19 protein-coding genes and 4 pseudogenes are annotated in these 18,632 nt (G+C 72.6%); 9 read left to right on the top strand and 14 right to left on the bottom strand.

Going from position 1 to position 18,632, the window contains the following annotated elements:
* Positions 1 to 49 precede the first annotated feature (49 nt).
* The 9 genes and pseudogenes from ACIBBD_RS17800 to ACIBBD_RS17760 form a co-directional block, all read right to left on the bottom strand.
* On the bottom strand, positions 50 to 895 hold the full coding sequence (locus ACIBBD_RS17800) for an RNA polymerase sigma factor SigF (RefSeq protein ID WP_399420339.1): 846 nt from the start codon (positions 893 to 895) through the stop codon (positions 50 to 52).
* A 66-nt stretch (positions 896 to 961) separates the two neighbouring features.
* On the bottom strand, positions 962 to 1,645 hold the full coding sequence (locus ACIBBD_RS17795) for a hypothetical protein (protein WP_399420338.1): 684 nt from the start codon (positions 1,643 to 1,645) through the stop codon (positions 962 to 964).
* A 19-nt stretch (positions 1,646 to 1,664) separates the two neighbouring features.
* Entirely contained in the window at positions 1,665 to 2,663 is a 999-nt protein-coding gene (locus tag ACIBBD_RS17790; RefSeq protein WP_399420337.1) for an anion permease, read from the bottom strand.
* A 180-nt stretch (positions 2,664 to 2,843) separates the two neighbouring features.
* Positions 2,844 to 3,464, bottom strand: a pseudogene (locus ACIBBD_RS17785) (integrase core domain-containing protein); the annotation flags it as partial.
* A pseudogene (locus tag ACIBBD_RS17780) lies at positions 3,455 to 3,769 on the bottom strand (flavodoxin domain-containing protein); the annotation flags it as partial. The pseudogenes ACIBBD_RS17780 and ACIBBD_RS17785, both read right to left, overlap by 10 nt.
* A 34-nt stretch (positions 3,770 to 3,803) precedes the next feature.
* Positions 3,804 to 4,004, bottom strand: coding sequence for a hypothetical protein (locus ACIBBD_RS17775; RefSeq protein WP_399420336.1), 201 nt, complete (start codon positions 4,002 to 4,004; stop codon positions 3,804 to 3,806).
* Entirely contained in the window at positions 4,001 to 4,279 is a 279-nt protein-coding gene (locus ACIBBD_RS17770; protein WP_399420335.1) for a hypothetical protein, read from the bottom strand. Before ACIBBD_RS17770 ends, ACIBBD_RS17775 begins: the two co-directional genes overlap by 4 nt.
* Entirely contained in the window at positions 4,276 to 5,598 is a 1,323-nt protein-coding gene (locus ACIBBD_RS17765) for an FMN-binding glutamate synthase family protein (RefSeq protein ID WP_399420334.1), read from the bottom strand. Before ACIBBD_RS17765 ends, ACIBBD_RS17770 begins: the two co-directional genes overlap by 4 nt.
* Positions 5,599 to 5,688: 90 nt before the next feature.
* Entirely contained in the window at positions 5,689 to 5,883 is a 195-nt protein-coding gene (locus ACIBBD_RS17760; protein ID WP_399420333.1) for a hypothetical protein, read from the bottom strand.
* An 86-nt stretch (positions 5,884 to 5,969) separates the two neighbouring features.
* Here ACIBBD_RS17760 and ACIBBD_RS17755 point away from each other — a divergent pair, with 86 nt between their 5' ends.
* A complete protein-coding gene (locus ACIBBD_RS17755; RefSeq protein ID WP_399420332.1) occupies positions 5,970 to 6,353 on the top strand; it encodes a VOC family protein in 384 nt (127 codons plus the stop codon).
* Between the two features lie 176 nt (positions 6,354 to 6,529).
* Positions 6,530 to 6,664, top strand: a pseudogene (locus ACIBBD_RS17750) (amine oxidase); the annotation flags it as partial.
* A 224-nt stretch (positions 6,665 to 6,888) separates the two neighbouring features.
* On the opposite strand, the gene ACIBBD_RS17745 reads toward ACIBBD_RS17750, so the two are convergent.
* Positions 6,889 to 7,794 carry an amidohydrolase family protein gene (locus ACIBBD_RS17745; protein WP_399420464.1) on the bottom strand — a complete coding sequence of 302 codons (906 nt, stop codon included), beginning with the start codon at positions 7,792 to 7,794 and terminating at the stop codon, positions 6,889 to 6,891.
* 745 nt (positions 7,795 to 8,539) lie between these two features.
* Between ACIBBD_RS17745 and ACIBBD_RS17740 the strand changes: the two genes are divergently transcribed.
* Positions 8,540 to 9,037, top strand: coding sequence for a hypothetical protein (locus ACIBBD_RS17740; protein ID WP_399420331.1), 498 nt, complete (start codon positions 8,540 to 8,542; stop codon positions 9,035 to 9,037).
* Positions 9,038 to 9,212: 175 nt separating this feature from the next.
* Here ACIBBD_RS17740 and ACIBBD_RS17735 read toward each other — a convergent pair whose 3' ends face one another.
* Complete coding sequence (locus tag ACIBBD_RS17735) at positions 9,213 to 9,752, bottom strand: hypothetical protein (RefSeq protein WP_399420330.1); 540 nt, start codon at positions 9,750 to 9,752, stop codon at positions 9,213 to 9,215.
* Between the two features lie 857 nt (positions 9,753 to 10,609).
* On the opposite strand from ACIBBD_RS17735, the gene ACIBBD_RS17730 reads away from it, so the two are divergent.
* Complete coding sequence (locus tag ACIBBD_RS17730; RefSeq protein WP_399420329.1) at positions 10,610 to 11,281, top strand: serine hydrolase; 672 nt, start codon at positions 10,610 to 10,612, stop codon at positions 11,279 to 11,281.
* A 318-nt stretch (positions 11,282 to 11,599) separates the two neighbouring features.
* On the opposite strand, the pseudogene ACIBBD_RS17725 reads toward ACIBBD_RS17730, so the two are convergent.
* Positions 11,600 to 12,067: pseudogene (locus tag ACIBBD_RS17725) on the bottom strand (DNA repair ATPase); the annotation flags it as partial.
* A gap of 139 nt (positions 12,068 to 12,206) precedes the next feature.
* Here ACIBBD_RS17725 and ACIBBD_RS17720 point away from each other — a divergent pair.
* From ACIBBD_RS17720 to ACIBBD_RS17710, 3 genes are read left to right on the top strand one after another with little or no spacing between them, the layout of a single operon-like run.
* Positions 12,207 to 13,010, top strand: coding sequence for an alpha/beta fold hydrolase (locus ACIBBD_RS17720; RefSeq protein WP_399420328.1), 804 nt, complete (start codon positions 12,207 to 12,209; stop codon positions 13,008 to 13,010).
* On the top strand, positions 13,010 to 14,353 hold the full coding sequence (locus ACIBBD_RS17715) for a PP2C family protein-serine/threonine phosphatase (protein WP_399420327.1): 1,344 nt from the start codon (positions 13,010 to 13,012) through the stop codon (positions 14,351 to 14,353). Before ACIBBD_RS17720 ends, ACIBBD_RS17715 begins: the two co-directional genes overlap by 1 nt.
* Positions 14,350 to 14,691: an STAS domain-containing protein gene (locus ACIBBD_RS17710; RefSeq protein ID WP_399420326.1), complete on the top strand. Its 342-nt coding sequence runs from the start codon at positions 14,350 to 14,352 to the stop codon at positions 14,689 to 14,691. Before ACIBBD_RS17715 ends, ACIBBD_RS17710 begins: the two co-directional genes overlap by 4 nt.
* Positions 14,692 to 14,904: 213 nt before the next feature.
* Here the strand turns inward: ACIBBD_RS17710 and ACIBBD_RS17705 are convergent, their stop codons facing one another.
* Positions 14,905 to 15,621, bottom strand: a complete 717-nt coding sequence (locus ACIBBD_RS17705) for a cation transporter (protein WP_399420325.1) — start codon at positions 15,619 to 15,621, stop codon at positions 14,905 to 14,907.
* A 2-nt stretch (positions 15,622 to 15,623) separates the two neighbouring features.
* Positions 15,624 to 15,959 carry an ArsR/SmtB family transcription factor gene (locus ACIBBD_RS17700; protein ID WP_399420324.1) on the bottom strand — a complete coding sequence of 112 codons (336 nt, stop codon included), beginning with the start codon at positions 15,957 to 15,959 and terminating at the stop codon, positions 15,624 to 15,626.
* A 346-nt stretch (positions 15,960 to 16,305) separates the two neighbouring features.
* Here ACIBBD_RS17700 and ACIBBD_RS17695 point away from each other — a divergent pair, with 346 nt between their 5' ends.
* Positions 16,306 to 16,953 carry a choice-of-anchor M domain-containing protein gene (locus tag ACIBBD_RS17695; protein WP_399420323.1) on the top strand — a complete coding sequence of 216 codons (648 nt, stop codon included), beginning with the start codon at positions 16,306 to 16,308 and terminating at the stop codon, positions 16,951 to 16,953.
* Positions 16,953 to 18,626: a choice-of-anchor M domain-containing protein gene (locus tag ACIBBD_RS17690; protein ID WP_399420322.1), complete on the top strand. Its 1,674-nt coding sequence runs from the start codon at positions 16,953 to 16,955 to the stop codon at positions 18,624 to 18,626. Before ACIBBD_RS17695 ends, ACIBBD_RS17690 begins: the two co-directional genes overlap by 1 nt.
* Positions 18,627 to 18,632: the final 6 nt, after the last annotated feature.

The raw sequence follows: 18,632 nt of genomic DNA, 5'->3' as shown, positions 1-18,632 counted from the left end.
GTGATCCGCCGGCTCACCGGGCGCGCGGGGTGGCGTGGCCCGTCCGCTGTCAGCTGGTGGGGAGCATTCCCTCGCGCAGCCGGGCCAGGCAGCGGGAGAGCAGGCGGGAGACGTGCATCTGGGAGACGCCGAGGTGTTCGCCGATCTGGGCCTGGGTCAGCTCGTCGACGAACCGCATGTGGATGATCTGCCGGTCGCGCTCGTCGAGGGCGGCGATCAGCGGGGCGAGGGCGTGGAAGTCCTCCACGAGTTCCAGGGCCTGGTCGTCGGCGCCGATGAAGTCCGCCAGGGCGGTCTCACCGTCGTCGCTGGTGCTGAGCGCCGCGTCCAGCGAGGTGGAGTTGTAGCCGTTGGAGGCGAGCCGGGCCTCCATGACTTCCTCTTCGGGAAGGCTCATCAGCTCGGACAGTTCCTTGACCGTCGGGGTGCGGCCGAGGCGGCTGCGGAGTTCCTCGGTGGCGCGGGCGAGCTGGACGCGGGCTTCCTGCAGGCGCCGGGGCACGTGCACGGCCCAGGTGGTGTCGCGGAAGAACCGCTTGATCTCCCCCACGATGTAGGGGATCGCGAAGGAGGTGAACTCCACCTCACGCGTGAGCTCGAACCGGTCGATCGCCTTGATCAGGCCGATCATCCCGACCTGGACGATGTCCTCCATCTCCTCCGGACCGCGGCTGCGGAACCGGCCGGCCGCATAGCGGACCAGGGACATGTTCATCTCGATCAGCGTGCCGCGGGCGTAGCTGTACTCGGGCGTGCCCTCTTCCAGTACCGCCAGCTGATCGAAGAACAGACGGGACAGTTCGCGGGCATCCTTCGGTGCCACCTTGGAAGGGTCGGCCACCTCCGGCAGGCTTGCGATCTCCGTGTCCGTGCCGGCCGCAGTCACTGTCGTCATGATGCTTCCCTCCCCATTTTCGTCCCCCGCACGTCGCCGGCCCGCTCCGGGCCGACGACGAACCGCCTACCCCCTCACACGCATGCCATGCACATCGGCGCGAAGGAGTCCGGGGACCGGCCGGAGCCCTCTCGCTCCCGGCGGAGTCGCCGGTCCCGGCGTCGCGGACGCGCCGGACGTCGTCGCCCGTGCGTCGTACACGGCCTGACGCAGGAGCTGTGACAGGCGCAGATCGGCGTCCGGCGCGGCGCTCAGGACGCGCAGGGCGTGTTCGAGGTGGTGGTGGCCCGGGCCGCGCCACCACAGCAGGTCGGCGATGCGGGCCGGTACCCCGGGCGTACGTGCGTGGGCGAGCCGGTCGGCACGAGCGCGGCACGCCGTACTGCCTCGCCGCAGGCGCCGGGATGCGGGCCGCAGACGACGGGCGGCATCCACGACCATGCCGATCAGCACGGGCGAGTAGGTCCGGTCCACGGGACGGGCGTCGGCCAGGTCGGCGGCCAACGGCCACAGGGCCTGGCGGGCGGGCTCGCTGACGCTGTCGTTGACCGCGCGGGCGAGGGCGGCGAGCGCCGGATCGGTGCAGCGGGGACTGTCGGTGAAGCGACCGGTGGCCAGCAGGGCGGCCGCCTCCATCAGGCAGGCTCCGTCGTCGGGATGCAGGTGGGCGAAGCGGCCGGGCGTCGGCAGACCGTCGGGAAACCCGGCCCGCGGCGCCCCGGGCGGGCGGGAAGCAGGCGTGGCAGGCATGAGCGGCCTCCTGCGAGGGTCACAGTCCGGTGAGGGCGTGCAGGATGAGGTACAACGCCGCGGCGGGCACCCCGGCTCCGGGGAAGGTGAGGACCCACGCGGTGACGATGGAGCGGGCTACCTGCCAGCGTACGGCCCGGGCCCGCCGGGTGGCGCCGGCGCCCAGGATGGCCGCGGTGATCGTCTGGGTGGTGGAGATCGGGGCCTTGACCACGAACGCGGTGGTGTAGAGGACGGCCGCGGCGGCGGTCTCGGCAGCGAATCCCCGTGGGGGGTCGAGGTGGACGATGCGCCGGCCCAGCGTGGTGATGATGCGGCGCCCACCGCTGTAGGTGCCCGCGGCCATGGCCGCGGCCACCGCGGCGATCACCCAGACGGGCACGGAGAAGTCGTCCTGTCGGCCCGCCGTGACCAGGGCGAGCACGATCACGCCCATGGTCTTCTGCGCGTCCTGCAGCCCGTGGCCGAGGCCCATGGCCGCGGCGGAGACGCTCTGCGCCACACGGAAGCGGCGGGTGACGGGGCGCGGAGCGGCACGGCGGAACGCCCACAGGATGAGCGTGTGCAGCCCGTAGCCGAGGACGATCCCGACCAGCGGGGACAGCAGCATGGGCAGCAGGACCTTGTCGACGATGCCGGACCAGTGCACGGTGGCCGAGGCGGCAAGGGCGGCACCGACGAGTCCGCCGATCAGGGCGTGGGAGGACGAGGTCGGCAGTCCCCGCCACCAGGTGAACACGTTCCAGCCGATCGCGCCGATGAGCGCGCACAGCACCAGCACCAGGCCCGAGAAGTCCTCGGGCGCGGCGATGATGCCGCTGCCGACGGTCTTGGCGACCTCGGTGCCCAGGAAGGCGCCGCAGAAGTTCATCACCGCCGCCATGGCCAGCGCCACGCGGGGAGTGAGGGCTCTGGTGGAGATGGAGGTGGCGATCGCGTTCGCGGCGTCGTGGAAGCCGTTGGTGAAGTCGAACGTCAGCGCGACGATGATGATCAGAACCACCAGGGTCAGCTCCATGGACGGATCGCCTTTCGCCGCGCGTGCGGTCAGGTACCGCACAGCCGCTTGCGCTGTCGTGGGTCTCCATCATGGCGCGAAACCCCTCCGCGGACCGGGACCGGCGCAGGCGCACGACAGACGGCGCGGCCGAGGAGGGGATCTCGCGGCGGCGGGCAGACGTCCCCGTCCGGGCAGGCCCTAGGTGTATTGACCCGCAGGGTTGTTCACGCGGGTGATCGGTGGCTGGCCGCCGAGTGCGGTGTGGCTGCGGTGGTGGTTGTAGGTGTGCAGGAAGTCTGCCAGGGCGTCGGTGCGTTCGGTGTTGTAGGGCCGCAGGTAGGCCCATTCGTCGAGCAGGGTGCGGTTGAAGCGTTCGACCTTGCCATTGGTCTGCGGCCGGTAGGCGCGGGTGAGCTTGCCGGCCGCGCCGAGGTCGGCCAGGGCATCGCGCCAGGCGAAGCTCTTGCGGTAGGGCCAGGCGTTGTCGGTCAGGACCCGCTCGACGCGGTCGATCCCGCAATCAGCGAAGAAGGCTGCTGCCCTGCGCAAGAAGCCGGCGCAGGTCGCGGCCTTCTCATTGTTGTGGATCTCGCTGTAGGCGAGGCGGGAGTGGTCGTCGACGGCGGAGTGGATGTAGTCGAAGCCCATGTTGCTGCGGGTGGCGCGGCCGGCCTGGCGGCCCAGCACCCTGTGGCCGCCGCCGTCGGGGATCCGGCCGAGTTTCTTGACGTGGATGAGTTCGCCGGGCCGGTCCCGTTCGTGGCGGCGGATGACCTGGCCGGTGGGCCGGTCCAGAAAGGACAGGCGGTTCAGGCCGTGGCGGGCTCCTCGAAGTCGACGTCGCAGTCGACGCGGTCGTGCAACCGGGTGGCTCCGAGCTGCTCCAGGCGGGTGTCGATGAGCTTCGCGGCCTGGCGGAAGTCGTCGTACCCGCGGTCGCCGAGTCCGAGGACGGCGTAGCTCAGGTCCTCCAGCCGCGGTGCCGTGTCGGCCTGGAGCGCCTCCCAGAAGAGACCGGCGTTGTCGGGCATCTCGCCCTCGCCGTACGTCGAGGTGACCACGAGCACGTGGGACATCGCGGCGAGCCGCTCGGGCGTGACGGTGTCGAGGGCGGTGGTGGTCCCGCCGAGGCCGCGTGCGCGGGCCCCGGCGACGACCTCACCGGCGAGGAACTCGGCGTTCCCCGGTCTGCGTGCCGAACAGGACGTCGATCGTCGCCGCGGGCGCGTCGCCCGCGGCGGTGTCCCGGCGTGCGGCGGCCGCGACGCCGGCGAGGAACCCGGCGAGCCAGGCCTCCTGCTCGGCGGAGAAGGGCGCGTCGGCCGGGATGAGGGACCCGGTCGGGGGCATGAGGGTCACGCGGTCACCGCCTCGGTGGGAGCCTGCGGGACACGGCGTCCGGCGATGTCGGCGAGTGCCGCGTTCGCGAGCAGCTCGTCGAACCGGGCGGCGCGGACGCGGCCGGCGTTCTTCGTGCTCTGGTGGACGATCCAGCCGTAGGTGCCGGGGGCGTCCACGCTGAGGTTGTTCCGCTGCCGGAGCGCGTGCTTGTAGTCGTCGAGGCGCTTGATCGCGATGAGCGTGGCGAGCTCGTCGTCGCCGAACCGCTCCAGCGTGCCGCGCAGGTACTTCACGACGCGCTGCTCGACGTGAAGACGTCGCCGCCGGTCTGGTGCGCGCCGGAACAGCGCAGGACGACCTTCTGCCGCAGTCCGTTGGCGACGAGCGCCTGGTGCACCTCGGCGACGCCGATCTCCGCCGACCGCCCGGCGTACTTGAGGCTCGTGACGGCCGCGGCGCCCGTGCCGCCGGTGTTCCCGGCGACGTTGATGAAGTCCGCGCCGGCCTTGGCGACGCCGACCGCGATGGTGCCGATGCCTTCCGACGACACCAGCTTCACGACGACCCGGACCCGGGCGGCCTTGCAGTCGTGGATGAGCTGGGCGAGGTCCTCGATCGAGTACGTGTCGTGGTGCGGCGGCGGTGAGACGAGCTCGATGCCCGGCGTTCCGCCGCGTGCCGCCGCGATGTCGACGGTGACCTTCGGCGCGGGCAGCTGACCGCCCTCGCCCGGCTTCGCGCCCTGCCCGATCTTGATCTCCAGCTCCTGGAGCATCGGGTCGGCGAGGTAGCCCGCCCAGATGCCGAACCGGCCGGACGCGAACTGCTTGATCCGGGAGCCGCGGAGGGTGCCGTACGGGGAGTGGTGCTCGCCGCCCTCGCCGCTGTTCGACAGGGCGCCGACCATGTTCGCGCCGTGCGCGACGGCCTCGTGCGCGGTGGCCACGAGCGCGCCGTGGCTCATCGCGCCGGAAGCGAGCGCGCGGGTGATCCGGTGAGCGGGCTGCACCTCGTCGAGCGGCACGCTGTCGGGTGCGGTTCCGAGAAGCGTGAGCAACTGCGCGGCGGAGCCCGCGGCCGTGACGTCGATGCCGTCGGCGCTCACGTCGAGCGTCTCGACCTCGCCGGGGTGCGCGAGCGCGAGGCCGTCGGCGAGGGCGGCGTGGCGCTCGGCCGCGTCGGGTCCCGGGGAGGTGAGGCGCAGCCGGGCGGTCACCGTGCCGCCGCTGTGTTCCGCGACGGACGCGACCACACCGCGGACCGTGATGCTCGCGTTGCCGGTCGTGGAGAACCGGCCGAGCTCGCGGGCGACGTCCCGCGCGGTGCGCAGCCCTGTGACATCCGCGGGCAGCGCGAGCACGTCACGGATCGCGGACGGGCGGCGCGACCGTTCCTCGTGCGTCGTCCGCAGGAAGGCGCGGTACCCGGGCGTGATCCGGAACGCGTCGATCTCGGCGTCGCTGAGCGCGTCGTAGCCGGTGTTGCGGTACGCGGCGTCGGTGATGCCGAACGCGTCGTCGAGCTGGCCGAGCGTGAGCAGGCGCAGCGCGTCCGGGTCGTCCTTCCGGCCGAACTCCGGCCGTTCCTCGGCCATGTCGCCGAAGCCGCGCACGGCCGTGACGCCGAACGAGTGCCCGGCGCCGTCCGATGCGGGTCGCGCCCGGCCGGCTCGTAGCCCTGGGGGAAGTGGGCTCGGCCGTCATCACCGTCGCAGCCTCGCCGCGTCCCGCGCGCGACGGCGGACCCCTTCGATCTCGTGCGACTCGTCACGGTCGATGTACGGGTGGGGGTCGCGGCCCTCGACGACTCCCGGCAGGTCGGGGCCCTCGGCGGGCAGCGCGGCCGAGTCGACGCGCACCCCGGCCACGCCCCGCTCGCAACAGAAGCGGCTGCTCAAGGCGCTCCGGACAGGTGGGACCGGCGCGCTCCACCAGCAGTTGCACGTCGGCCGAGCCCGCCAGGTCATCTCGTAGAGTGACGGCCATGGCATGCCGCATCAGTGAACTCGTCATCGACGCCGCGGACCCCGACCGGCTGGCCGCGTTCTGGAGCGACGTCCTCGGCTACGTCGAACTCGGCCGGGAGGACGACGGAAGCATCGAGATCGGCCCGCCCGACGCCGGTTTCGGCGGCCCGCAGCCCATCCTCGTCCTCAGCCCGACCACCGACCCACGGCCGGAGAAGCTCCGGCTGCACATCGACGTCAACGCCACCGACCGCGACCAGGACGCCGAGCTGGAACGACTGCTCGCTCTCGGCGCAAGGCCCGCCGACGTCGGCCAGACCGGCACCGAAAGCTGGCACGTCCTGGCCGACCCCGAGGGCAACGAGTTCTGCCTCCTGCGCTCCCGGCTCAAGCCGTTGTGACAAGGGTCGGGGGGTGCCCCCGCTCACTGCTGTGCCGCCCCCGCCGGCCTGACGAGCGGCACGGCCCGCCATCACGGTGAGCGGACGACGGACGGCTCCCCTGGTGATCAAGGCGGTCCCGCCCCTGAGGGAGAACCGCCTGCGAGAGCGGACAGGTCACCCGCGCGGGAGCAGTTCCGAGGCTCCGCACGGCACGCGGGCGCGGTCTCACACCGGGGCGGTACGTCTGCGGCGACCAGCGCGCCACGGGGTCGGTGCAGGGCGCGTCGGCCTCGGGCGCCCGCGCCGCCCGCGAGGTCCTCCGCGACCTGCGCGTCCTCGGCGCCGCGGCCGCCGCCAGGACGCGACGGCAGACGGAATCGGCCCCCGCCCTGTGGACGGCACGCGGGGCACCCCGACCCCAGCCGCGCACACGGAGGCGCACCGGATCGTGGCGACCGGCGCACCTGCGCACCGAGGCCTTGCTCCAGCAGCGGGCAAGCCCCCTCGTGTGCGAGGCTCGCTCCACGGCGGACGACGAACGCAACGACCGGGCTCACACTCCGAACAGCCCGGCCGCGTTGTCGTGGCACACCGCCCGCAGCCACTCCTCTCCCAGGCCCAGAGACTCCAGGGCGTGCAGTTGGTGCAGATACGGATAGGGGATGTTGGGAAAGTCGGAGCCGAGCAGGATGCGGTCCCCGAGCGCGGACAGGCGGGGCAGCGCCCGGCGGGGGAACGGCGTCAACCGCTCGGTGAAGTCGGTGAACGCCATCGTCGTGTCCAGCCGCACCTGCCCGTACTGCTCGGCGAGACCGAGGAACTCCTCGTACTCGGGCATGCCCATATGCGCGACGACCAGTCGCAGTCGCGGGTGGCGGGCCAGCACCCGAGCGATCGGCTCGGGGCCGGTGTGCTTGCCGGGCGCGGGCCCGGAGCCGCAGTGGATCACCACGGGGATCCCGGCCTCGGCCAGCAACCCCCACGCCGACCGCAGGAGTTCGTCGGCCGGGTCGTACGCCCCCACCTGCACATGCGCCTTGAACACGCGCGCGCCGGCCTCGACGGCCTCCCGGACGTACGCCTCGACGCCCGGCTCGGGGTAGAGAGTGGCGGTGTGCAGGCAGTCCGGGGTGCGGCGGGCGAAGCCGGCCGCCCAGCCGTTCAGCCACTGGGCCATGCCGGGCTTGTGCGGGTAGAGCATCGCGGTGAAGGCCCGTACGCCGAACTCCCGCAGCACAGCCGTGCGTTCGGCCTCCGCCTTCCGGTAGGTGATCGGCCACTCGAGCCCACCTGTCAGCGGCCCGAGCGCGTCGAAGTAGCCCCACACCTTGCGCAGGACCCGTTCGGGCATGAAATGCGTGTGGACGTCAACCAGCCCGGGAAGACCCAGCCGGCCCCAGAAACGGCGGACCTCGTCAGCCTCCACACCCGCGGACACCTCACTCACGCCCGCTCGCAGACCCTGGCAGCGCCCGACTCCGGACCGGCGACCCGGTACCGCACGACAGGCCGTGGGAGGGGGGGGTCGGCGGAACCGGCAGGGACGACAGGCGCCATGGGGTGATCCTTCATGCCGCTCACCATCCGCCCTGGCATGGTGACGGGTCCACTCCCTTGCACAAGGCGGCAGTGAGGCATCCATCACCCGCCCCACGGATCATCGGCGACGGCGTGGAGATGCCCCCGCGAGCCGGTCCGCGCGGTGGCCGCGCCATACGCCACGTTGAGGCGGCTGTCGCGCACGGCAGCTGAACGGGCGAACACTCGCCCGGGTTCGCCGACCTCTCCACCGGTGTCACCGCGCCCCAGCAACGCGCGCGTGCGATCGCGGCGGGAGGCGGCCCGGGGACCGATCGCGGAGGACGGATTCCAGTCCCCCGTCACGCTCGGCCTGGCGCGGAAGGACTTCCCTCTGACACGACAGCGATCAAGGACATGACACTGCCGTCGGTGAAAGCCGCAGCCCCCAGTCCGAGCCTGCGGCAGGAGCTGACGGCCAGCGCATGCAGACTCCCGGTCCGTAAGGAACTCGCCTGACGTCCGGCCATCGGCCGGAGCCGCGACCCCACCAGCGCCGGCACCGGCGCTGCGGCCACCGGTCAGCACGCCGGACCCGCGGTGCCGTACGCGCCCGCTGTCACCCGTGCCGGTGATCAACAGGGAGTAGGACCCGGCACCGCGCGGCGCTCCAGCACAGTGAGGGCATGCGCCTCCGTCCCGCCCGGGCCGCCTTCCTGGCCGTCGCCGTCCTCATCACCGCCGGGTGCGTGTCCGTCCCCGCCGACACTCCGCGGCCGCGCCTGGCCGCGGCAGCCGCCCGCACGCCCTCCCCCGTCCCGCCCCCCACACAGGCCTCTCCGCGTACGGCACTCGTCCACACCGCACCCACCCGCACACCCACGCCTCGCCACCCCAACCGCCGGACACCACAGCGCCCCGACGACACCGCAGACCACCGGCCCCCTCGCCCGGACACCCCCGCCCGGCCGCGCGCCGTCGTCGAACCGGCGCCACCGCGGCCCGCCCCTCCCCCACGCACCCGGCCCCGCTCGCAGGCCCCTGCCCCGCCCCGCCGACGGCCTGCCCTCCCGCCCACCACCCAGCCCCCCAGCAGCTACGACATGCGCACCGTCTGCAGCTGGTCCCACCAGGCACCCGTCCCACCCTCCGTCCGCGACCTCTGTGACACCTACGTCCAGTGACCGGCACGGCCGACAGGACGGCACCGTCTTGCCGACGCCGTGCGCCCCGGCCCGTCCGGCGAGAGCGGAAAGCAGCCGTCTGGCGACGAGCACCCGTCGGTGCTCACGGAAGGAAGGAAGAAGGGAAGGGCCGGAGCGAGTGCGATCCGGTCACCTGCTCGTCCTCCACCCGTCGTCATCCGGGGACGGTGTCGCCGACGACCTCCCGCAGCTCGTCAGCCGATGCGGAGGTCAGACGGTAGAACCCCTGGAGACTGACCGAGCGCTCGAGACGGCCGTCCACCACGTACTTCAGACCCCGGGTCTGGCCTCGGCGGTTGCGCCAGGTGAGCCGCGACAGCAGTTCGCCCGGGACCGGCGTGTCGAAGCCGACGGGCGTCGCATCCACGTGCACCACCGAGGCACCGCAGCCGCCGGCACCGAGCATCGACCAGGCGTCGTGTCCGGGAAAGGCCGGGTCCCGCCACGTCGCCGGGGCGGTGCCGCAGCATTCGCGCCGCTCCGTGTCGATCACCCGCATGCGGCTCACCACGTAGACGACGCACCGGTTGACGTGCAGCGCGTACACCTCGTCCCCGGCACGGGCGCCCGACCAGGCGGGCAGGGAGGAATGGATGCCGCTGAAGGCGACCGGCGGGCGCTCGCCCACGCGCCCCGCCTGGCGCAGGGCCCGGCACGTGTCATGGGTCCACAGAACGGTGAAGGCATCAGGCATGCCGTGATCCTATGAACGAGCACTGACAATCCTCCGGGGCAGCGTTTCGTGTGCGCCCACAGGGCATCGCGAGTGCGGTCGACGGCCAAGTCCTCGACCCCGTCCTCGACGGCCTCCTCGGGATCGCGGTCGTACCGTCGGGCGGATCGGGGTGGCGCGAGCCGACGGCGCCCGGTCGCTTCGTCGCGCGGCCCCTCCGGCCCTCCCCCGAACGCCGCAGGGTGCTCACCGACAAGGGTGGCGTGCCACAGCCGGGTCACCAAGGGCGGCGGTGCACGACAGGGCGGCGCGGGGGGCAGGTGCGGTGGGCCGGGAGACGCGGGGACGCCCTCGGTTTTCGAGGGGTCGTCAGACGGCTGTCCTCAGGGGCGGTTTGCTCCTCTTGGGGGAAATCGCCTCGGGATGCGGCGCGTCTGCCGCCGGAAAAGACTGTGGGCATGCTCTTCCGTTCAGGCTGCCGCCCGCTCGTGCGATCGAGGATCCCGATGACTCCCCATGATGCCGCCTGTCCGCCCCACGCGACGGGGCACACGTCCCTCCCGCCCGAGCCGAGCGGACGCGGCAAGGTTCGCCCGTGTCGGGAGCGAATACAGCTGGCCCTGGCATGCTCGCTGGCGGGCACGCTCCTCACGGGCTGCTTCGCTGCCGGTCACGACGGAACCGGTGACCGGGTCGGACACCTCCCGGCAGAGGACCAGGCACCCTCGACGTCGGGGGCGCCTTCGTCGGGGAACGGTGAGCCGGCCCAGGCGCCACCGGGAAGCCCCGGCAGGCGAGCGCCGGCCGGGACGGACGCGGACAGCGTGCTCGCTCGCTCCCTCGAACCGATCGAAGGACGGAGCGGCACCCAGGTGTCCGTGGCCGTTCTGGAGCCCGGCACCGGCCGGCGGGCGGTGTACGGCTCACAGGAGCACATCACCGCGAGCCTGGTGAAGGTGAACATCCTGGCGGCCCTGCTGCTGCGCGCCCAGCGTGAGGGAGAGTCACTCACCCCGTGGGAGACATCGACCGCCGCTTCGATGATCCAGGACAGCGACAACGACTCCGCAACCGCCCTGTGGCGGCGCATCGGCGGCGGCCCGGGACTCACCGACGCGAACAAGACCCTGGGCCTGAACTCCACCCAAGCGGGACCGGGCTCCCGCTGGGGCCTCACCCGCACCACCGCGGTAGACCAACTGGCTCTGCTGACCGCCGTGTTCGCCCATCCCTCACCGCTCAGTGAGGCCTCACGCCACCTGATCCAGACCTTCATGGACCGGATCGACACCGACCAGGACTGGGGGGTGTCCGCGGAAGGCAGCCAGTGGCAGCTCAAGAACGGCTGGCTGCAGCGCTCCCACTCCCGACGCTGGGCGATCAACAGCATGGGGCGGATCACCGCGCACGGGAGCACGTTCTACGTCGTCGTCCTCTCTCACGGCAGCCCCAGCATGTCCCACGGCGTCTCGGCCGTGGAGCGAGCGGCACGGTCAGCCGTACACGCCCTGTGCAGCACTCCCCCTCCTGTGTCGCCGATCATCCGCTGACCTCTCGCCTGCCGAGCCGCTGCCGCGCCTCCCTGGCCGCCCCCCACTGCCCGGCCTCGCCGCCCTCGCCAGGACGTCCCGGCCGGCACAGACCCTGGGCGCACGGCGGACGATGCCGGCTGCCACGAGGCCGTTGCTGCGGCTGATCAGAGGCCGGGCCGGAGCGCGGACTTCCGTCCTCCGTCCCGCCCGCCGGCGCCTCCGTGTCGGCCGTCGCGCGTCGTCGGTCACGGCGTATGAGGACGGCCGTGCCGAGGGTGGTGATCACGACCGCGGTGGCGAGCGGCACCGGGAACGGGGCCATCACTGCTCATTCCGGCGTCGCGCCTGCTCGGCGGTGAGGTCGCGACGTAGTTCGGCCAGTTTCAGCAGGTCGGACCCGGCTCCGGTGGTCAGGGCCCGGGCCTCGGCCGTGTAGTGGTCGTCGATGAGGGCCTCGACTTCGGCGTCGTTCATCACGGGCTGGATCCGCTGAGCGGTTCTGAGCATGTTGCGGTACGAGCCCTGCAACGGGAACGGCGGTTCGGCGCGGGCGGCGTCGTCCTGCGCGGCGGAGGCGATGTACGCCGCGTTGGCGGCGAGGACCGTCGCGCGGGCCGTCAGCACATGGCGCAGGACGGTCAGGATCCGTTGCAGTTCCGCGGGGGCGTAGGGATGGGTGAGCCGGTCGGCGTGCGCGGTGGGGTCGGCGTTCGCGAGGCGGATCAGTAGGTCGAGGTCCGCGCGGTCGCGGCCGGCGAGTGGGGCGGGCACCGGGTTGGCGGTGAGGGCGTTCTCGACGAAGCTGCTCCAGCCGACCAGCCACCGGCCCGCCCCCGCGCGGGTGACCGTGAACCCACGTGGCACGGTCCGCTGCGGGGCGCCCTGCGCCACGTGAGGATCACGACTGTTCGAGCCGCCCCGAAGTAGGTGGGAGGATGTTCGCATGGACATCCGCCGAAGGAACAATGTCACGGTCACCGGTCCAGCGGACGCGCCCGTGCTGGTGCTGGCGCACGGGTTCGGGTGTGACCAGAACCTGTGGCGCCTGGCCGTGCCGGCGCTGGCGGCGAGATACCGGGTGGTTCTGTTCGACTACGTGGGCTCCGGAGGCTCGGATCTGTCGGCCTGGAGCCAGGAGCGGTACTCCTCCCTCGACGGGTACGCCCAGGACGTGGTCGAGGTCTGCGACGCGCTGGACCTGGAGCGGGCGGTGTTCGTGGGCCACTCGGTCAGCGCCATGGTCGGGGTCCTGGCGGCGCAGGCCGCGCCGGAGCGGATCGGGGCGCTGGTGATGGTGACCCCCTCCCCCTGCTACATCGACGACGACACCTACCGCGGCGGCTTCACCGCGGAGGACATCGACGAGCTGCTGGCCGCCCTGGAGTCGAACTACCTGGGCTGGTCCTCCGCCATGGCTCCCGTGATCATGGGCAATCCGGAGCGGCCGGAGCTGGGGCAGGAACTGACCAACAGCTTCTGCGCCACAGACCCCGACATCGCCCGTGTCTTCGCCCGCACCACCTTCTTGTCCGACAGCCGCGACGACCTGAAGAGCGTCACCGTGCCGACCCTCGTACTGGAGTGCGCTCAGGACGCCATCGCGCCCCGCGAGGTCGGCGCCTACGTGCACGCCGCGATCCCCACCTCGCGCCTCGTCACGCTCGACGCCACCGGCCACTGCCCACAGCTCAGCGCCCCCGAAGCCACCACTGAGGCGATACTCGACTTCCTCCAGAGCCTGGCGTGATGTGCCGCACCGATGGTGTGCCCGAGCCGTCCGAGCAGGGCGACGAGGCCGTCCTGGACGCGGCCTTCACCGCGCTGCTGGAGGACAGCGCCGACGACCTGTACGAGTCAGCGCCCTGCGGCTACCTGTCCACGCTGATGGACGGCACCATCGCCAAGATCAACACCACGCTGCTGGCCTGGCTGGGCCTGGAGCGGGCGGCTGTCGTGGGGCGCAAACACTTCGCCGACCTGCTGACCGTGGGCGGCAAGCTGTACCACGAGACCCATTTCGCGCCACTGCTGCGCATGCAGGGCGAGCTGCACGGCATCGCCCTGGAGATGAGGACGGCGGACCGGGGCCGACTGCCCGTGCTGGTCTCCTCCGTGGTCAAGCACGGCAGCGAGGGCGAGCCCCTGCTGATCCGCACGACCGTCTTCGACGCCTCGGACCGGCGCGCCTACGAGGAGGAGTTGCTCCGCCGCCGTCAGGACGCCGAACGGGCCCGCGCCGAAGCCGAACGGGCGCGCGCGGAGGCGGAGAGCGCCAGGAAGCAGGCCGAGGCCGACCGGGAACGGCTGGCCCAGGCTCTCGCGGTGCTGCAGAAGTCCCTCCTGCCCGACAGCCTGCCGGCTCTGCCCGGACTGGAGACGGCCGTCTACTACCACACGGCCTCTCCCGATCAGCTCGGCGGCGACTTCTACGACCTGTTCCCCATCGACGGCGACCGGTGGGCCTTCTTCCTCGGCGATGTGTGCGGCAAGGGCCCCCAGGCCGCCGCCCTCACCTCGCTGACCCGCTACACCCTGCGCGCCGCCGCCCACCACGACCCGGAGCCCGATGCCGCGCTGACCACGCTGAACGCCGTCCTGCACGAGCGGTACACGGCCAGCGGGGACCCCCGTTACTGCACCTGCGTCTTCGGCATCCTGGAAACCGGGACGGACGACGATCACGCGAGCATCCGGCTGGCCTCCGGCGGCCACCCCCCGGCGCTGATCCTGCGCGCCGACGGCCGGGCCGAATTCCTGCCCACCCCGGGAGGCATGCTCGTCGGCGCCCTGCCCACCGCGCCCAGCACCATCGCCAAGACCACACTGGCCCCCGGTGACACCCTTCTGCTCTACACCGACGGACTCACCGAGGCCCGCACCGGCCCCACTCGGGACAGCCTGTACGGCGAAGACGCGCTGCTCGCCTTCGCCGCCGACCACGCGCCCGCCGCACCCCACGCGGTGATCACCGCGCTGACCGCGTTGCTCGAAGGGTTCGGCGACGGCCTCAACGACGACACCGCCCTGCTCGCCCTCGGCGTCCCCGCCGCCCGGCCCGACACCCGCCCGACGACGAACCAGCCACGATGACCCCGCTGCACATCACCCACGGCGAAGCCGCCACCGGCCCCGTCCTTCACGTCGCCGGTGAACTCGACTACGCCCGGGCCGCCGCCCTGCGACACCAGGTCGAACACCTCGTCCTGGAGCCAGGCCAGTGCCTCACCCTCGACCTGTCCGACCTGGCGTTCTGCGACTCCACCGGCATCACCTCCCTGCTCGCCGCACGCCAGCGCGCCCAGGCCGCCGGCGCCGACATCACTCTGGCCGCCGTACCTCCGACCCTCCTGCGCATCCTCAGCGTCGTCGGCCTCGACCAGGTCTTCACCCTCAGCCCCGGCACCGGCAGCGGACCGCCCGTCTGCTGACTGTCGCGACTGGGGCCACGAACCGCGTCACCGGGTGTCCGCACAGGAGCTGGGTCAGCGTGCGCCCCTCCCACCGGGCGGCCCCGCGACGGGCTGGACGGCGACAACGTCCAGTTGGTCGCGGCGCGCGGAGCGACCCGGCCGGGGTGATCGCCGTGAGGGAGATCGGCGGGCTGACGCGGCTGGGCCGGGCGCGACCGTGGTGGTGCGGCCTCAGTCGCAGCAGGCGCACCCGGGCCGGCAGCCGCACGCGTCCGGCTCGACGCCGGCGGACGGTGTCGGGGCGGGAGCCGCGCAGCAGCCCTCGCCCCGCCATGCGTCGCGGCCTTCCCTGACGGCGACGGCGGCGATGACGAGCGCGGCGACCGGGTCGGCCCAGGACCAGCCGAGGGTGGCGTTGAGGACCAGCCCGGCCAGCAGGACGGCGGACAGGTAGGTGCACAGCAGGGTCTGCCGGGAGTCGGCGACCGCGCTGGCGGAGCCGAGTGCGCGCCCGGCCCTGGACTGGGCGGTGGACAGGAACGGCATCACGGCCAGGGAGAGCGCCGCGAGCACGATGCCGGGGAGGGAGTGCTCGGCCTCGCCGGTGCCCAGGAGGGCTCGTACCGCGTCGACCGTGACGTACGCGGCGAGCACGAAGAAGGAGACGGCGACGATCCGCAGTGTGGTCTTCTCCCGGGCCTCCCGGACGGAGTGCTCGCGGGCGGAGAACTGCCAGGCGACCGCTGCGGCGGAGGACACCTCGATCACGGAGTCCAGGCCGAAGCCGACCAGCGCGGTGGAGGAGGCGAGGGTGCCGGCGGTGAGCGCCACGATCGCCTCGATGACGTTGTAGGTGATGGTGGCGGCGACCAGCAGCCGTATCCGGCGGGTGAGTGCTTCGCGGCGGGCCGGGCCGGAGCCGAGGGACAGGGGTGTGTCCGTGGCCACGGTCAGCAGCACCCCTTGATCTCGGCATCGACGCACGTCCGGTCCGTCTCGACGGCGACCACCGCCGAGCGCAGATCGTCCAGCGCGTGGCCGAGGCGTTCGTCGGCCAGCGTGTAGCGGGTGCGGCGGCCGTCGGGGACGGTGACGACGAGGCCGCAGTCACGCAGACACGCCAGATGGTTCGACAACCGGGTGCGCGAGACGCCGAGGGTTTCGGCGAGGTCGGCCGGGTAGGCCGGGGCGTCGCGCAGGGCGAGCAGGACGCGACAGCGGATCGGGTCGGCGAGCGCGCGGCCGAATCGGGCCAGCACCTCGATGTCGGAGGCAACGGTCAGCACATCCGCGACGGTACAGGAGATCCTGAATTCAGGGAAGCCTGGATCGTGCACTCCCCCCGTGACGCCCAATTGCCCGGCCTTCCGCGACCTCCCGCCGCCCGGTCTTTCGGCCTTCCGCCACGCCCGCCCCACATCCGACCTCCTGCGACCCCCTGGCCGCCCATACGACCTTCCCCGCCCCCGGGCCGCCGTCGTCGTCGGCGACCATCACCGGGGCACACCTTCCATCGGCAAAGCCCTCACAGGCCACACACACCGCATTGCCAATCCTTTTTGAAAATGATTACCATGTGACTTGTCTGCGCACGCTCAAGCGCGTGCGCCTACTGATCCTGGGGGGATCGACTTGCGTGCTTTCACCCGCGCTCTGACCGTTTCCGGCTCGCTCGCCGCCGCGCTCGCCGTAGCCGGCCTGGCCGCCACCCCGGCCGTCGCCGCGACGACGCTCAGCGGCGGCCACGTCGACGTACTCGACGCCGAATGGGACGGCGCCGACCTGCACCTGCACGTCCACGACGAGGAGAACGAGACGGAGTACGAGCCGGCCGACGTGACCCTGTCCGTCCCGGCCGCCGCCAAGGTCGCCAACCCGGGCTTCGGCTTCCTCGGCTCGGGCAGCCAGATCTGGCTGCTGCCGGACACCGAGACGGAAGCCGCCGCGGCCGGCGTCCTGTTCCCGGGCATCTCCACCGAGCACCTCACCACCGGCGTGTTCGCCAACAACACGGTGGCCTACACCCTGGTCGGCGCCACCAGAAACGGAGCCGCCACCGACGACTTCAGCGTCTACGCCGGCAGCGGCAGCCGCTGGTTCGACTCCAACCCCGCCATCACCACCTTCAAGTCCCGCTCCTTCGGCGTCGCCACGCACAACCACGCCAACTGGGCCTTCGAGGAGGCCGGCACCTACCGGCTGACCTTCCGCGTCCAGGGCACGGTCGGCGGGGTCACCGAGTCCGCCACCGAGACGTACACCGTCGTCGTCAGCTCGTGATGCGGGCCCTGACGCGCGGTGGACGCGCCTTCACCGCCGCGGTGCTGACCGCCGCGGCAGCGGTGGCCGTGGGCGCGGCAGGGCTGACCACCGGCGGCGGCGGGTCCGCCCACGCCGCCGGTGGTGCCGTCGTTCTCGACGAGGGCGAGCTGGACCTCACGCCCCGGCTGGTCGACGGCACGCTCCAGTTGCGGATCGACGACCGCGGCGGGGAGACCCCGGTCGTCCGCGAGCCGTCCGACGTCGTGCTGCACGCGCCCCAGTCGACGCTCCAGTACACGCCGAACCCGGTCGCGACCGCCCTCGGTACCACCGACCAGGACACCTGGCAGCTCAACGGCTGGGAGGCGGAGAACCTCTTCGCGCCCGAGCCCGGCTGGAACGGCGCCGAAGCGGGCGCCGGCACCGAAGTGGCCCTCTCCGGCTACCGGGGTCCGGGCGACTTCGGCATGGCCACGTACACCCGGGAGACGGACTGGTCGGACGGCTCCCCGGAGATCCACCTCGGCAGCACCGCCTCGGCACCGCGCGTCTTCACGCTCCCCAGGGAGCGGCAACGTCCGGCACCCCTGTGGATGTTCACCGCCGAAGGCGTCTACCGGCTCACCTTCACGGTGACCGCCGGGGGTGTCAGCGACACGGAGACCCTCGCCGTGGTGGTCGGCGACGACGTCGACCCGGCCGACGTGCTGCCGGGCGACGGCACCCGCCCCACGCCCAGCGGCCCCTCGGCCCCGGTCAGCGCCTCGGGCGGTACGCCGTCGGCCACCCCGCCCGTGCCCGCGCACGTCATCGACGACGGGCATCTCGACCTGGCCGCCCGGCCGGTGGACGGCAAGCTGCGGTTCCAGGTCAAGCAGGGCACCTCACAGTCGCACCAGTGGCACGAGCCCGGCAGGACCGTCCTGCACGTGAGGCCCGCGGCGCTGCGGAGGATCACGGAGGGGTTCGGCTTCCTCGGCACGGTCGGGGCTCCCGTGTGGTGGCTGCCGGAGAGCCAGGTGGACGGTCTCCTCTGGCCCGGCTGGAACACCGAGGAGTACCGCGCCGCCGACGTCGACGGGCCGATCACGTACCGGCTCGACAAGGTGCAGGGGCCGGGCGCGGTGACCATGTTCAACCCCGGCTCGCTGGGGGCGGTGGACATCGCGTTCGACAGCGGGGACGGACTGCCCGACAGCTACGCGCTGACCGCGGGCCGGCACAGCCACTTCGTGTGGACCTTCGCCGCGGAGGGCGTCTACCGCACCACCTTCACCGTCGGCGCCACGCTCGCCGACGGCACGAAGGTCAGCGACACCGAGACGCTCGCCTGGGTCGTCGGGGACGACGTGGATCCGTCGACCGTGGTGCCGGGCGCGGGCGACGAGCCGACGGCGTCGCCGACCGCGTCGCCCTCGCCGTCGCCGTCGGTCTCGGTGCCGGGTTCCGCTCCGGCGACCGACGCGCCGGACGCGACCGGCTCGGCGCCCCCCACCGCGCCGACGGCCGAGCCGGCCGCCGGCTCCGCGGGGACGACCGGCACCTCGTCGAGCGGTGGAACCGCCCTCACGGGTGGCGGGCTCGCCTCCACCGGGTCCGGTGCGGCCGTGATCGCGGGGATCGCCGTTGCCGCGGTGCTCCTCGGGGGCGGCGCGGTGTTCGCCGTACGACGTCGTCGCCCCGTGCGGTGAGAGCCC

Origin of the sequence: Streptomyces sp. NPDC051315 (assembly GCF_044455165.1) — a bacterium.
In the GTDB taxonomy this organism is placed as follows: Bacteria; Actinomycetota; Actinomycetes; order Streptomycetales; family Streptomycetaceae; genus Streptomyces.
Note: the sequence above shows the minus strand (reverse complement) of the source record. Positions and strands in the feature narration are given on the sequence as shown.

Bases quoted from the DNA above. Each gene is read 5' to 3' on its own strand.
- ACIBBD_RS17690 (WP_399420322.1), top strand. From the start codon at position 16,953: ATGCGGGCCCTGACGCGCGGTGGACGCGCCTTCACCGCCGCGGTGCTG.
- ACIBBD_RS17795 (WP_399420338.1), bottom strand. From the start codon at position 1,645: ATGCCTGCCACGCCTGCTTCCCGCCCGCCCGGGGCGCCGCGGGCCGGG.
- ACIBBD_RS17735 (WP_399420330.1), bottom strand. From the start codon at position 9,752: ATGCCTGATGCCTTCACCGTTCTGTGGACCCATGACACGTGCCGGGCC.
- ACIBBD_RS17715 (WP_399420327.1), top strand. From the start codon at position 13,010: ATGTGCCGCACCGATGGTGTGCCCGAGCCGTCCGAGCAGGGCGACGAG.
- ACIBBD_RS17710 (WP_399420326.1), top strand. From the start codon at position 14,350: ATGACCCCGCTGCACATCACCCACGGCGAAGCCGCCACCGGCCCCGTC.
- ACIBBD_RS17755 (WP_399420332.1), top strand. From the start codon at position 5,970: ATGGCATGCCGCATCAGTGAACTCGTCATCGACGCCGCGGACCCCGAC.
- ACIBBD_RS17800 (WP_399420339.1), bottom strand. From the start codon at position 895: ATGACGACAGTGACTGCGGCCGGCACGGACACGGAGATCGCAAGCCTG.
- ACIBBD_RS17720 (WP_399420328.1), top strand. From the start codon at position 12,207: ATGGACATCCGCCGAAGGAACAATGTCACGGTCACCGGTCCAGCGGAC.
- ACIBBD_RS17740 (WP_399420331.1), top strand. From the start codon at position 8,540: ATGCGCCTCCGTCCCGCCCGGGCCGCCTTCCTGGCCGTCGCCGTCCTC.
- ACIBBD_RS17790 (WP_399420337.1), bottom strand. From the start codon at position 2,663: ATGGAGCTGACCCTGGTGGTTCTGATCATCATCGTCGCGCTGACGTTC.